Below are 13,900 nucleotides of genomic sequence, written 5' to 3' on the forward strand. Positions count from 1 at the left end.
AGGTGAGGCGGTCTAGGTTCCGGCGAGGCCGGTGGTGGCGACACCGCGGATGATCTGGCGTTGGAAGAACAGGAACACGATGATGAGCGGGAGTGCCGCCAGAAGAGCCGAGGCCATGTTCTGCGCGTACTGGATGCCGTACGCGCTTTCGATGGTCTGCAGGCCAACGGGCAGTGTGAGAAGCGCCGTGTCGTTGGTGGCGATGAACGGCCAGAGGAAGTTGTTCCACGCTGTGATGAACACGAAGATGGCCACGGCCGACATGATGGGTTTTGAGAGCGGCAGGACGATCTGCAGGAACACCCGCACCCGACCGGCGCCGTCCATGACGGCGGCCTCTTCGAGTTCCCGCGGGATCTGGTCGAAGAACTTCTTCAGGACGTAGACCATCGCGGGGTGGAGCACCTGCGGGAGGATGATCGCCCAGTACGTATCAATGAGGTTCAGGGCAAGCATCTGGTAGAAGAGCGGAATGATCAGGACCGGCGGGGGGATGATGATCGAGCCGATGATCACGGCCATCAGCAACTTGCGGCCCCTGAAATCGATGCGTGAAAGCGCGTAGGCGCACAAGGCGGAGATCACCAGGGTAATGACGGTGATGCATGCTGCGGTGAAGAGGGAGTTCCACGTCCAGGTGGGCAGGTTGCCCGTGCTGAGGACTTCAACGAAGGACTCAAGCGTGAAGCCCGACGCCGGCAGCCACGTGACAGGAGTCGAAGCGGCTTCCGTTTCGGTTTTCAGGGCAGTGACCGCTGCCCAAGCGAACGGAATCAGCCAGATCACGGCCAGGATCGCGGTGACAATGGTGCCGAACACCTTGGCCGTGGAGATCTTCCGCCGGTTCTGAGGGCGCTCGGCGCTGACACTCCCGGTGGAGCTGTGGTCGAGTACTACGGTGGCCATAACTACGCGCTCCTGTTTCGGTTGAAGAAGATCTGGCTCATCGACACCAGCAGGATCAGAGCAAAGAAGATGAAGGAGATGGCCGCCGAATAGCCCAGCCGGTAACCGGTGAACCCAGCCTCGAACACGTATTGGACAAGGGACCGGGTGGCCCCGCCTGGCCCGCCGGCGGTCATCTGGTAGATCTGGTCGAACACCTTGAGCGAGGCGAGGACCTGCAGGATGACAATGAGCACGGTGGTGGGTCCAAGCTGCGGCAGCGTGATGGAGAAAAACTGCCGCCAGCCACCCGCGCCGTCCAGCGATGATGCCTCATAGTGCTGCTGCGGGATATTCTGCATCGCTGCCAGATAGAGCAGGAAATTGAATCCGACCGTCCACCACACTGTGGCGATGACGATCGACCACATGGCAACATTCGGATCGTTCAGCCATGGGACGGGCGCGATGCCGATCTTGCTGAGTGCGTCGTTGACCAGTCCGAGCTGGGGGTTGAACATCCAGACGAAGAACTGGGAAACCACCGTAGATGCCAGGAGGAACGGCGCGAAGAACGAGAACCGCCACAACCACTGGGCGGGGAGATTCATGTTCACCAGCGCGGCCATGACGAGTGCAACGAGCACCAGCGGGATGGTTGAGAGGACGGTGAAGTAGATGGTGTTCCCGAGGGACTGCCACATGTCCGGATCGCTGAAGGCTTCCACGTAGTTTGTGAGGCCTACGAAGCCGCTGTTGGCTCCGGTGAGGGTTTGCCCGGTGAAGCTCATGTAGAGCCCATGAATGATGGGCCACACGAGGAACATGGCAAAGAAGATGAGGAAGGGCGCAGAGAACGCCCAACCGTGCAGGTTGTTCCTGCTGTTGTTCGGGCTCCTGCGCCCGGTCACAGTGGTGCTCATTGTGCTCGACTCCTTCGTCGGTCCGGGTCAGACAGGATTGGGCTTGGACAGGGTGATGTTCAAGCGGTCAACGAAGGCATCCCAACCGACGTCGGGCGCTTCCCTTCCGAGGAACACGTTCTGTACGTTCGCGGCGAAGATTGTCTGGAAGTCCGACCCTGACCCCGTGAACCAGGCAGGAGGATCATAGTTGATGATGTCGGCGGCGTTCGCGTAGTGCGATTGCGGTTCCAGGTTCTGGTACTCGGGGGAATCAACCACCGGCTGGTAGGCGGGAATGTGACCGGCTTCGGCCCACGACAGGGAGCCCTTCAGGAGGTTGGCGACGAAGTCGTAGGCAGCCGCGCGGCGTGCCTCGTCGACGTCATTTTGGCGAGGCAGGACGAAGGAATGGGAGTCCGCGTAGGCTGCGGGCGTTCCGAACAGCGTCGGTATGGTCATCGCGTCAAGGGGAATACCGGCAGCCTGCATGGTGGGCAATTCCCACACGCCGGTGAAGAACATCCCGGACTCCCCGCTGGCGAACTCCGCCACTGCGGTGCCGTAATCCCCGGTCTTGGCAGCGATGGTGCCGTCCAGCAGTTGCGTGATGTAGGCGAGGCAGTCGATTGCGACATCGCGGTCGACGTCAGCGGGCTGCCCCGGCGTGAGCACCATTTCGGCCCCGTGCTGCAGGTAAAGGGTGTAGAAAAGGCGCCACATCTGTGCGCCGTCGTTGACGTAGCCGTAGGACAGGCCGTGGTTACCGGTGACGGCCTGCATCTCGCGCATTGCCTCGAGGAACCGCTCCGGGTCCGTGATTTCGATGAGGCGACCGTCGTTGCCCAGCAGCCCGGCCTGGTCGGCGACGTCCGTGTTGTACATGGCGATGAAGGGGTGGGAGTCGAGGGCGATGGCGAAGACCTCACCCTCGAGCTGGCCGCTGGCCCAGATGCGCTCCGCGAAGGATTCCTCGGTGACGTCACGCTTTGCCAGTTCGTCGAGGTCCCACGGGTCCAGCAGACCACCGGGTGCGTACCCCGGAATCCGCGCAGCGTGCATGATGGCAAGTTCCGGGGGTCGCCCTCCTGCGGACGCCATGGCCAGCTTCGTGTAATAAGGGGTGCCCCAGGCGAGAACGGTGGGGACGGCGTCGAAATTGGGGCTCTCAGCGTTCACGCGGTCGATCATCGCCTGCATCTTGATTCCGTCGCCGCCGGAGAGCAGGTGCCAGAAGCGCAGAGTCTCCTCGCTTGCGGCCGCCGGTCCGCCGCAGCCGGCCAGGGTGCCGGAGGCGACAGCGCCACCGAACAGGGCGGCTCCGGTGAGGAATTGCCGCCTGCTCGGAGCACGCCATCCTGAAGGCGGCAATATCCTGGCATTCTCGTTGGGCATGAATCGATCCTCCGTTGGTTCGATCGGGTGCTGCACGGCTTCTACATCGATGGAACGTGACTTGATGTGTCAATTTACAACGATGTAAAAGGTTTGGCAAGGGTTTTCGCCCATTGGGTCGGGTCGGGGCGGAACTCCTACATACGCCCAAATTTGGAGCGCACGAGGGCAAAGACGCCGTAGCAGATCAGACCCACCGCGATGGCGACAAGTACGGGAACGCCGAACGGGTGCTCGGCCAGCGCCTTCAGGCTGCCGTCCAGCCCTGTGGATCGGGCGGGGTCATGGGTGACCACCGCGGCGCCGAACAGCAGGCCTACGAGGATGAGGGCAAGCCCTTTCGCAACATGACCGATGACCCCCAGGACCTCGATGAAGGCTCCGCGGCGGGTGTCTTCGAAGTGTCGAAGTTCGGGCCGGAACTTGCGCTGAATTCCCTTGAATACGAAGTAGACGCCGATCCCGAAAGTGGTTCCTCCAACCACCAGAATCACGAACACGCCGAAGGGCGAGCCCATCATGGAAGTGGTGAAATCTCGGGTGGACTCGCTGGAATCGGATTCCCCGCCGAACGCGAACCGTGCAAAGGTGAAGGCCATGCTGCCGTAGATAATGCTCAGCGACCCGGAGGAGATTGTCTTGGATATCCGCTCCCCGGCGGAGAGGTGCCGGGCGCGCAGGGTGGCCTCGCTGAACTGCCAGGCGGCAAGCCCCAGGCAGCCGATAGCGCAGGCCCACATGGTCCACGGACCGTGCGTTCCGTCTGCCAGGCGTTCCAGGGCTCCGGTGGGTTCTGCCTCCCCGTTTCCTCCGGACGCGATCTGCAGAGCGATGATGCCGATGAGGATGTGAACGACGGCGAGAACAGCGAATCCGAAGCGGGCTACGACGTCGAGTACCTTGTGGTCCGATACCTCCTCTGCAACATCCGCTGCCTCCCGTGCCAGAAAGCTTTCATCCGTCGACATTCACCACTCCTGCAATTTCCTGAGAATTTCAGGGTACAACTGCGGACGACTCCCGTGTGCCGGGCTCTGCGCTGCTCCGGGCTCAGCGTCGCCAGAACAGGTGGTGCACCACGCCGCTCGGACTGGGGACCTTCTCGAGGTGGAAGCGGTCGAGCAGTTGCTCGGGGGATTCCCACAGGCGCGATCCTGATCCCAGCTCAACCTGCGAAACGGCAACATGCAGGGTGTCCACCAGATCCGCGTCAAGGAACTCGCAGATGGTGCTCGCCCCACCGCCCAGCCGGACGTCCTTCCCGTCCGCTGCCTCCTGTGCCCTCGCCAGAACCGTCGAGGGGTCTGCATTGATGAAGTGAAACGTGGTGTCAGAGAGAGCAAAGGATGGTCGCTCGTAGTGCGTCATCACAAACACCGGCGTGTGGAAAGGCGGTTCGCTGCCCCACCAGCCCCGCCAGTCTTCGTTCTCCCAGGGACCGCGTTGAGGACTGAACTTATTGCGGCCCATGATCTCGGCCCCGATGTTGTTCTTGAAGTCCCGAGTGAAGTAATCGTCGAGGCCTCGAGTTCCACCGGAGTCGGTGCGGTTCGGCCAGCTTGCCGTTGCACCCGCCCACGCGAACATCGCACCCGGATCTGCATGGCCGAAGGGTCTTTCCAGGCTCTGGTTCTCGCCGGCTCCGAAGCCGTCACTGGATACGCCGAAGTTTTGGACCCTCAGCAACTGAGTCACATGATCACCCCCGGATTCCCGCGCTGTGCGCCAAAGCGGTTGCTTCTGCGCGGGACCGCACATTGAGCTTTCGGAAGAGGTTCCGGATATGGAACTTCACGGTATTCTCGCTGATGCTCAGTGCTGCCGCAATGGCCCGGTTCCGCTGACCCGCGGCCAGCAACTGGAGGACCTCCAGTTCCCGTGCCGCCAGAGCCCAGCTGGCTATATCCCCCACCCGTCCGGTTGGAAGGTCGAGCGGCAACGTCACAGAGATATCGGCTCCCCAGCCACGCATGACGTCCACGACCATGGACCCATCCATGGCCTGTACCCGCTGCTGCATCCTCCCGATGCTGGACGCGTCCGAGGCGAGCTCGCCACGGCCGTCATCCCGGACGTTGATGAGCAGGTTCTCCCCGTCGCAGTCCCACTGTGCGCGAACACGGTGCACGTCAGCCTGCTCGGCGATCGCCAGTACCAAGCCGCGCACCACTGCCCTGGCGGCGTGGGCCACCTCCCCGGGCAGCGCACGACCGTTGGCCGGCGGCTCAATGAACTGGATATCGATGTTGCTCAACTTCATCAATGGCCGCAGATCCTCCCGGAGCCGTTCGAACGCCGTAGCGACGGGCTCCTCGACGAGATCATTGGTTCGATCATTCAGCGTCCGCAAATCCACCAGCGCCTTCACCGACACGTCCGTCGCGAAAGCACGGGCCGCGCGGTCATCCATCGAAGTGGAACGCAACGCGGCGAGGACGGTCTCAAGGGTGGTGGAGTGCTGATCCACCAGCTCCGCAGTGACCCGGACCCGCTCGGCTGATGCCGCGCGGGACTCTACGAGATACGCCGGCGGCGCATCGGAGACCTTTTCCTGGATCCTTCGGGCGACCAGCCGCCAAAGGTACGCCAGAAGTCGCATCCCATCTTTCCGGTGCCCGGCATCGGGAACAGGGTGCGGGTCGGTGAGCACCAGGAGTGCGTTACTCGGCGGGTAGGTCATAGCGAGTACTTCGCGTTCCCGGCCCCCGATAAGGGCCGTGGTTCGCCACGGTTCTTCCCCGGGCAGGGCTGCGCGCAGACGATCCAGCTCCGGGATCGAAACCCGGCTGACGACGTCGTCCGCGCCTGATTTCTTCTGGGGCCGGCCCGTACAGTCCTCCGTGAAGATGATGAGCGCACTGCTCTTGTAGAACGAAGCTGACGCACTGTGAAGGCATTCGGCAATACGGTTCAGCGGTGCCCCCGTCACCTCCTCCACGGCGTCAAGCAGTTTCCACTGGTCCTGCATAAGGGGTCCTGCAACGGCGTTGTTGATCTGTGCTGCCATCCCTACAGAGTACGCAGTGCCTACCCAAACGGGTGGTCAAAACCGTCATAAAACAGCGTTTCGCCTGCCCGAAGAGTGGGCCAAGCTGAAGAGGACAGTAAAAGCATTACCCCATTGAGGAGTCGCCGTGAGCGTCGTAAATGATGTTGACCTGCAGTTGGTGAGTCCGGGCAGCACCGAACTGGCTCTGAACCTGTCTCTCATCCAGCAGGAAATTGAAGAAACGGTTTCCGGTATCGACCCGGCGCAGTTGGCCGTCCTGGCTGACAGAGTCCGTGGAGCCGAGCGCGTGTTCCTTGCCGGAGCCGGTAGAAGCGGGTTGGTGCTGCGCATGGCAGCCATGAGGCTGATGCACCTCGGATTGACCGTTCATGTTGCCGGTGACACCACTACTCCCGCGATCCGTGCCGGGGACCTTCTGGTGGTCGCTTCCGGCTCCGGGACGACGTCCGGCGTGGTCAAAGCTGCCGACACAGCAGTGAAAGCCGGGGCAAAAGTCGCAGCTTTGACAACGCGCCCGCACTCCCCTGTGGCCGAACTGGCTGATGCGCTGGTGGTCATTCCCGCTGCACAAAAAACTGATCACGGATCCAACATTTCCCGGCAGTACTCCGGCAGCCTCTTCGAACAGGCGCTCTTTCTTGTCACCGAAGCAGTGTTCCAGGGCCTCTGGGAAAACACTGACGAGTCCGCTGAGGAGCTGTGGCTGAGGCACGCAAACCTCGAGTAAGCCTCTCCCCCTATCCCCGCACGAAATCACCCCTATGAAAGAAGAAAACTATATGAAACTCCAGGTTGCACTCGATCTCCTCACCGTCGAGGACGCGCTCGAACTGGCCGGCAAGGTTGCCGAGCACGTCGACATCATCGAGCTCGGTACGCCCCTGATCAAGGCTGCGGGCCTTTCCGCCGTTACGGCGATCAAGGAAGCCCATCCCAGCAAGGTCGTCTTCGCCGATATGAAGACCATGGATGCCGGTGAGCTCGAAGCCGACATCGCTTTCAAGGCGGGCGCCGACCTCGTTTCCATTCTCGGCTCTGCCGACGACTCCACCATCGCCGGTGCGGTCAAGGCGGCCCAGGCACACCGCAAGGGCATCGTTGTGGATCTGATCGGTGTTGCCGACAAGGTCACCCGGGCCAAGGAAGCACGGGCACTTGGTGCCAAGTTCGTCGAGTTCCATGCGGGGCTGGATGAGCAGGCGCAGCCGGGCTTCAACCTTCAGAGCCTGCTGAACGCCGGCGAAATCGCCCGGGTTCCGTTCTCCGTGGCCGGAGGCGTCAACGCCTCGACCATCGAGGCCGTGCAGCTTGCCGGAGCCGACGTCGCCGTCGCAGGCAGCGCGATCTACAGCGCAGCCGACCCGGAGCTGGCCGCCAAGGAACTCAAGGCAGCCATCCGCTAGCCCCTCTTCGTTCCGTCACGCGTGAGCGATTCCCTGGCCGGAAGGTCAGGAATCGCTCACGCGCGTTAAGGCCAGTCCCCGGTTTCGAAGAACTCCTGAAGCACGGCGAGCGCTGGAGCAGGATCCAGTCCGCGCTCGGCCAGCCAGGCGTCGTCGTTATAGGAACAGGCGTAACGCTCGCCCGAGTCGCACAGGAGGGAGACGATACTTCCCGTCCTACCCGCCGCTTTCAGGTGCGCGACCAACTGCCACACGCCCCACAGGTTGGTTCCGGTCGAGGGCCCGGCGGCGATCCCGGTAAGCGAATGCAGATGCCGTGAGGCCGCGACGGACGCCGCGTCCGGGACCTGGATCATCGCGTCGATGACCGAGGGCACGAAGCTCGGCTCTGGCCTCGGCCGCCCAATGCCCTCGATGCGGGACGGCTTCCCCACGGCGGCGGCTCCTCCTGCCCAGGTGGGGTAGAAGGCCGAGTTCTCGGGGTCGACGACGGCAAGCCGCGTGGGATACCGGTTGTACCGGAGGTACCTGCCGATGGTGGCGCTGGTTCCGCCGGTTCCCGCGCCGACCACCACCCACTCGGGAATGGCAAACTGCTCGTGTTCCATCTGGCGGAAGATCGATTCGGCAATGTTGTTGTTGCCGCGCCAGTCCGTGGCGCGCTCCGCGTAGGTGAACTGGTCCATGTAGTGTCCGCGGGTTTCAGCCGCGATGCGTTCGGCGGCGTCGTACACCTCGGAGGCGCCGTCAACGAAGTGGCAGGTCCCGCCGTACTGCTCGATGAGGGCAATCTTCTCGGGACTGGTGGAACGGGTCATCACAGCGACGAAGGGCAGCCCGAGCAGCTGCGCGAAATACGCCTCCGACACCGCGGTGGACCCGCTCGATGCCTCCACGATCGTGGCGCCCTCCCGGATCCAGCCGTTGACCAGCCCGAAGAGGAACAGCGAACGCGCAAGCCGGTGCTTCAGGCTCCCGGTCCGGTGCGTCGACTCGTCCTTGAGGTAGACGTCGATGCCCCAGCTCTCCGGCACGGGCAGTGCGAGCAGGTGAGTGTCAGCGGACCGGTTACCCTCGGCCTCGATGCGCCGAATCGCCTCATTGGACCAGGCACGGTCAGCGCCAGCGGAAATCGTCATACCTGCACCTTACGGACCCGCCCTGTCGAAGAACCACGGCAGAACGACGACGGCGCCACGCAGGTGCCGCCGTCGTCGTCCACTTGTCTAGAGGTTGCGGTCAGCAAAGACGTTCATCGCGTCGCGCACGAATTCCGCGCCTTCCCGGCCTCCGTAGTTCGCCGCGAAACGGTCATCGGCGACATACATGTCACCGAGCCCGATGAAGTATTCCTTCGAGGGCCGCCCGCCCGACGACGGCAGTCCGGGAACACCGGACAGCCACTCGTAGTGCCGCCGCGCCAACTTCTGCGCCGCGTCGCTGTCAGCCGTGATGCCTTGCCCTGCAGCCTCGGTCCAGTCAGCACCCAGTTGCGTCGTCCGGGACTTCCACTCGTTGCGCTCGATGTCGCTCATGCCGGCCCACCAGCGGTCTCCGGTGGCGTACGCCTCCGTGCCCCACCGTTCTTCGACCTCTTCCTTGTACTGCGTGTGGTCGAATCCGTCGAACATGTTCTCTGCCATAAGTTGTTCACCTCCTTCCAGTTGTTCGATGGTGAGCGAGACCGACGCGATCTGCCGCGTCAGCCGTTCCTGCTCCTGCCTGAGCAACTCAAGGTGTTTCTGCAGGGCACGGGCTGGTTCCGCTTCCTTGTCCAGAACCTCCGCGATGGCCGGTAGGCCCAGGCCAAGGTCACGCAGCAGGAGGATCCGCTGCAGCCGTACCAGCGCGCCGTCATCGTAGTAGCGGTAGCCGTTGCTCCCTACCCGGGACGGAGGCAATAGGCCCATGCGGTGGTAGTGCCGCAAGGTCCGGCTCGTGGTTCCCGCAAGCCGCGCTATGTCCTGAATTGACCTGTCCATGTGCACCTCCCTGCGCATCTTCTTCACCGTATAGGTTGACGCAACGTCAAGGTCAACCGCTGGGTGTAGGGTTCCTGCATGAGCACTGTGGAGGAGCAGTTCCTCGCCCGGGCCATCGACCTCGCTACCCGCAACGTGCACGACGGCGGCGGCCCCTTCGGCGCCCTCATCGCCACCGGTGATGGGCGCACTTTCGAGGGAACCAACAGGGTAACCGCGAACAATGACCCCACTGCCCATGCCGAAGTCATGGCGATTCGGAACGCGTGTTCGTCGCTGCAGACGTTCGATCTGACCGGGTGCGCCCTCTACACCAGCTGCGAGCCGTGCCCGCTGTGCCTGGCGGCCGCGCTTTGGGCCCGTGTGGACGGAATAGTGTTCGCCGCGGACCGGCACGACGCGGCGCGCGCCGGATTCGACGACGCCGTGTTCTACGAGTTCTTCGCCAAGCCAGTGGAGGAACGGTCCATGCAGGTTCGGCAGGTCAACCTCCCCGATTCAGCGAGTGCGGATCCGTTCCGCGCCTGGGCAGAGCTGGCCGACCGTATTGATTACTGAGGCCCAACCATTAATCCTTCCAGCCGGTCGTGGCTAACTTCTCTGTCCCAATGAAACTTCGGGGACGAGTTCGACCCCAGACTGAACCTCATCCTCGGCAGGACTAGAGAACGCTGCATTGTTTTGACTGGTCATAACTAGCCGGCACCTATCGCTTATTCGTACAACGTACGGTACGCTGATCGTACATCGTACGAATGGCGTACTCTCCGCTACTTCGCCGAGGAACACGCCCGCGCAAATCACAGTATGCGCCGTCCTTCACCCAGCGCTCCGCGCCGGAGTGACAACAAATCCCATCCACCACCATCGCAAGAAACCCAGGCACAAAGACCATGACTATCTACCCGGCCCACGCCTCCGGACAACCGAACCTGCCGCCGGAGAAAATGAGTCCAGCGCACATGTTTATCCTCGTCACCGGGGTTCTGCTCATCGCCGGATCACTTGGCATCTTCTCCTCCTCCGAGGCCCTCCTCGCAGGGCTTGCCATGCTTGCCGGCGGGTTGGTGCTCATCATCCTCGGAGCCGCTGACCTCGGCAGGAGAATGCACTCCCCGTCCCGCTCGGAGACGGCCGCAAGTCCCGCAGGAACCTATCCTGCACGGTTGGAGGGACAGCTGGATCCGAACCTGACGAGATGGATGTGGCTGGTGAAGTGGATTTTGGCCATTCCGCACTACATTGTGCTTGTCGTCCTCGGGATTGCTTTCGTGGTGGTAACGGTTGCTGCGGGGGTGATGATCCTTTTCACCGGCCGCTATCCGGTCCCACTTTTCCAGTTCACGGTCGGCGTTATGCGGTGGCACTGGCGGGTGGCCTTCTACGCCAACGGGGTGATGGGCACGGACCAGTATCCGCCCTTCACCCTTGCACACACCGATTACCCGGCGACATTCGAGGTGGACTATCCCGAGAAACTCTCCCACGGTCGGGTCCTGGTGAAGTCCTGGCTCCTCGCATTGCCCCACCTACTCATTGTCGGGGTACTCACGGGCAGCATTTGGGCATCCTCAAACGAAGGGGGCACCAACGGAATGTCGTTGCTTGGGCTGCTGGTGTTCATCACCGCGGTCATCCTACTGTTCACCGGCGTCTATCGGCTGGGGTTGTTCAACCTGATCATGGGAATCAACCGGTGGGTGTACCGGACCATGACCTACGTAGCCCTGATGCGCGATGACTATCCGCCCTTCCGCCTCGACCAGGGGCCACTCGACCCACCCACGCAGCCCGTCCTCTCCAAGCAAGGTCCAAACCAATGAGCACTCCAGTCCTCGCTGTCCGTGACAACTGCAAGTCCTACGGGCGCGGCGCAGCACGCTTCGATGGTCTGGGACAACCCGCTTCACAGTTCCTTCAACGATCCTGATGGCCCCGTCAGGACCGAGTGCTCGAAAAGGACGACCTCGACGCACTCGATTGGATGTGTGTAGGTCACTCATCGACTTCTCTGCCACCATTCAAGGACTCACACTCCCCGACGACCGTCGCTGAGACGCTCAGCCCGATACGAGGCCTGAGCTGCTGTGAGCTGACCCAGACAATCTGTGCCGATGTGGGCGTGATGCAGCAGCCGATCCACGGCGGCGGCGAGGGTTTTCGGCATGGCTCGTCGAAACCGCACCCCCAGGAGCGTCACAGCCCGCATTTACGCTGTCTCCGTCAATCGCTCTCGTTCAGCACACCTTCAGGCTGCCGATCCCCGGGGTGTCGCTCGAGCCACCCCTCGAGGCCGTCGAGGAGGAGGTCGAGACCGAGCGGGAACTCGTCGCCATAGGAATAGCCGGGCTGAAGCACATGGTCCGCCGTCAGCTCGGCGAGATACGGGTACTCGTTGACAGGAAGTTGGGCGAGCATGACGTGCGCCATCGCAGCCGTCTCTTCCTGCGTGTGAAACGGCAGGTTCTTCTCCTGCATCGCGAAGCCGTAGATGTAGCTGTCCAACGCCGAGAACGCATGGGCTGTCATGGCTATGGAGAATCCCGCGTTCCGGAGCGTGCCGATGACACGGTCGTGATGGCGCAGCGTGGCTGGCCCCGGATTGGTCCCGGAATCCTTCAATGCGGTGGCCCACGGGTGGCGCGACAGCGTGTCGCGGAATGAGACCGATCGCTTGCGTATCGCCGTCTTCCAGTCGTCACTATGCGAGGGCAGTTCGATCTCGTTGAACACGGCGTCGACCATTGCGTTGAACAGGTCTTCCTTGTTCGCGACGTGGGTGTACAGCGACATCGCCTCCACCCCGAGTTCTTCACCGAGCCTGCGCATCGTCAGTGATTCGATGCCCGCGTCATCGGCAAGCGCGATCGCTGCGCTCAGCACCAGCTCGCGGTTCAAACGGCCGCGTGACACCGCGCCGGTCTTGCTCGATGGCCTCGTCATAATCTCTCCGTTCGGATCCATTGACGAACCTTACTACGTAAGCGTAACTTACTTACAACATAAGTATACAACGTAAGGACACTTAATGAACCCCACCACGCTCAAGCCGAGCAAGACCGACGTCCAACAACGCCCGATAAACTTCACCACCTGGTCGCCGCGCACTGCCGCGATTGTGGCCGGAATCGGGCTCGCGATCATGGCGGTGCTGGCTGGTTCCGCCAACTTCGGCGCGATCGTCCCCTTGATCGCTCGCGGCGATGCCGAACAAACCGCGCAGAACATCTCCGGCGCCCCCCTCCTGTTCTTCGCGGGTGTCGTCAGCTTCTTCATCGTGGCGGTACTCGACATCATCGTGGCCGGGGCGATGTACACACTGTTCAAGCCGGAGAGCCGTCGGGTCTCGGCGGCAGCGGCCTGGATGAGATCGGTGTACGCGGTGCTCTTGGTGGTTGCTACTAGTCAACTCGTGATCGGGTTCTCGCTCCTCGGCGATCCCGAAGCCGCCCTCCCGGTGCTGGAGTCGTTCAACACCATCTGGGTCATCAGCCAGGGCCTGTTCGGCATCTCCCTACTGCTCGTCGGCTATCTGGCCATCCGGTCGGGATTCGTGCCGAAGGTCTTCGGCATCCTGCTCGCCATCGCCGGCATCGGATACCTGGCAGATGCCGTCGGTACGGCCTTCATCCCCGACTTCACCGCCGTTTTCGCCCAGTTCATGTTCGTGGGCGAGGTTGTGATCATCTTCTGGCTGCTCATCGCCGGCCGCCGGCTACCCGCCAACTGAACCGCCGACTGCCAAGGAGGAAACCATGGGCAATCCCGTACTCACAGGCCTCGGCATCCGGGACACCATGCGGGCCACGGTGTCCCGCCGCTAAGGCGGAGCCCCCGTACTGATCACCGGAAACCCTCCCCGGGTCCTAGACCTCCCCAAACCTTGGAGAACAGCATGCAGGCAATCACAAGCCGCACCTACGGCACGCCGGAAGTCGTCCACGTTGAAGAGATCGATACACCGGCTCCCAGGAACGGGGAGGTATTGATCCGCAACTTCGCAACCGTCGTCTCCCAGGCGGAATGTACCGCACGCAACGGCAAGGACCCCTTTGCTCGGCTCTACTTCGGTTTGGTACGGCCGCGCTTTCCGGTCCTGGGAACCGGCTTTGCCGGTGAAATTCAGGCAATAGGAAGCGCAGTGACCAGGTACCGTGTCGGTGATCAGGTCACGGGATCAGTGGGACCGACCCTCGGCGCCCATGCCGAGTACGTCACAGTTTCCGAAAACGGGATCATCGCGATGAGGCCCGCCGGCCTGGTACCGACGGACGCCGTGGCAGTCCTTGATGGTGCCCTCACCGCCTTACCGTTTCTAAGAGA

At 62.5% G+C, this 13,900-nt stretch carries 14 protein-coding genes and 1 pseudogene; 6 read left to right on the forward strand and 9 right to left on the reverse strand.

The annotated features are described in order from the left end of the window. Window positions 1-12 precede the first annotated feature (12 nt). The 6 genes from AC4D1W_RS16780 to AC4D1W_RS16805 form a co-directional block, all read right to left on the reverse strand. Entirely contained in the window at window positions 13-906 is an 894-nt protein-coding gene (locus AC4D1W_RS16780; protein WP_490899482.1) for a carbohydrate ABC transporter permease, read from the reverse strand. Between the two features lie 2 nt (window positions 907-908). After that, window positions 909-1,808, reverse strand: a complete 900-nt coding sequence (locus AC4D1W_RS16785; protein ID WP_490892747.1) for a carbohydrate ABC transporter permease — start codon at window positions 1,806-1,808, stop codon at window positions 909-911. A gap of 27 nt (window positions 1,809-1,835) precedes the next feature. Further along, complete coding sequence (locus AC4D1W_RS16790; RefSeq protein WP_490899483.1) at window positions 1,836-3,182, reverse strand: extracellular solute-binding protein; 1,347 nt, start codon at window positions 3,180-3,182, stop codon at window positions 1,836-1,838. A gap of 137 nt (window positions 3,183-3,319) precedes the next feature. Then, complete coding sequence (locus tag AC4D1W_RS16795) at window positions 3,320-4,150, reverse strand: DUF1206 domain-containing protein (RefSeq protein WP_490892745.1); 831 nt, start codon at window positions 4,148-4,150, stop codon at window positions 3,320-3,322. Between the two features lie 82 nt (window positions 4,151-4,232). Next, window positions 4,233-4,877, reverse strand: a complete 645-nt coding sequence (locus AC4D1W_RS16800; RefSeq protein ID WP_490899484.1) for a dihydrofolate reductase family protein — start codon at window positions 4,875-4,877, stop codon at window positions 4,233-4,235. 4 nt (window positions 4,878-4,881) lie between these two features. Next, window positions 4,882-6,189: a helix-turn-helix transcriptional regulator gene (locus tag AC4D1W_RS16805; RefSeq protein WP_490892743.1), complete on the reverse strand. Its 1,308-nt coding sequence runs from the start codon at window positions 6,187-6,189 to the stop codon at window positions 4,882-4,884. Between the two features lie 127 nt (window positions 6,190-6,316). On the opposite strand from AC4D1W_RS16805, the gene hxlB reads away from it, so the two are divergent. Beyond that, on the forward strand, window positions 6,317-6,919 hold the full coding sequence (gene hxlB / locus AC4D1W_RS16810; RefSeq protein ID WP_490899485.1) for a 6-phospho-3-hexuloisomerase: 603 nt from the start codon (window positions 6,317-6,319) through the stop codon (window positions 6,917-6,919). A gap of 52 nt (window positions 6,920-6,971) precedes the next feature. Continuing rightward, on the forward strand, window positions 6,972-7,595 hold the full coding sequence (gene hxlA, locus AC4D1W_RS16815) for a 3-hexulose-6-phosphate synthase (RefSeq protein ID WP_490892783.1): 624 nt from the start codon (window positions 6,972-6,974) through the stop codon (window positions 7,593-7,595). 65 nt (window positions 7,596-7,660) lie between these two features. Here the strand turns inward: hxlA and AC4D1W_RS16820 are convergent, their stop codons facing one another. Next, the gene (locus tag AC4D1W_RS16820; protein WP_490899486.1) at window positions 7,661-8,734 is read right to left on the reverse strand and encodes a PLP-dependent cysteine synthase family protein; all 1,074 of its coding nucleotides are present in this window, start codon (window positions 8,732-8,734) and stop codon (window positions 7,661-7,663) included. Window positions 8,735-8,821: 87 nt separating this feature from the next. Continuing rightward, window positions 8,822-9,577 (reverse strand): MerR family transcriptional regulator, encoded by a 756-nt coding sequence (locus AC4D1W_RS16825; RefSeq protein WP_490899487.1) that lies wholly within the window; start codon window positions 9,575-9,577, stop codon window positions 8,822-8,824. Window positions 9,578-9,655: 78 nt separating this feature from the next. Here AC4D1W_RS16825 and AC4D1W_RS16830 point away from each other — a divergent pair, with 78 nt between their 5' ends. Further along, complete coding sequence (locus AC4D1W_RS16830) at window positions 9,656-10,135, forward strand: nucleoside deaminase (protein WP_490892739.1); 480 nt, start codon at window positions 9,656-9,658, stop codon at window positions 10,133-10,135. Between the two features lie 593 nt (window positions 10,136-10,728). Further along, window positions 10,729-11,400: pseudogene (locus AC4D1W_RS16835) on the forward strand (DUF4389 domain-containing protein); the annotation flags it as partial. A gap of 400 nt (window positions 11,401-11,800) precedes the next feature. Here AC4D1W_RS16835 and AC4D1W_RS16840 read toward each other — a convergent pair. After that, window positions 11,801-12,541, reverse strand: a complete 741-nt coding sequence (locus AC4D1W_RS16840; protein ID WP_490899488.1) for a TetR/AcrR family transcriptional regulator C-terminal domain-containing protein — start codon at window positions 12,539-12,541, stop codon at window positions 11,801-11,803. 64 nt (window positions 12,542-12,605) lie between these two features. On the opposite strand from AC4D1W_RS16840, the gene AC4D1W_RS16845 reads away from it, so the two are divergent. Both AC4D1W_RS16845 and AC4D1W_RS16850 read left to right on the forward strand, forming a co-directional pair. Further along, complete coding sequence (locus AC4D1W_RS16845; RefSeq protein ID WP_490899489.1) at window positions 12,606-13,307, forward strand: DUF4386 domain-containing protein; 702 nt, start codon at window positions 12,606-12,608, stop codon at window positions 13,305-13,307. Between the two features lie 165 nt (window positions 13,308-13,472). Further along, window positions 13,473-13,900 (forward strand): alcohol dehydrogenase catalytic domain-containing protein (locus tag AC4D1W_RS16850; protein WP_490899490.1); only part of this gene is annotated, 428 nt, incomplete at its 3' end.

It is taken from the genome of Arthrobacter sp. TJ-170 (genome assembly GCF_058269305.1).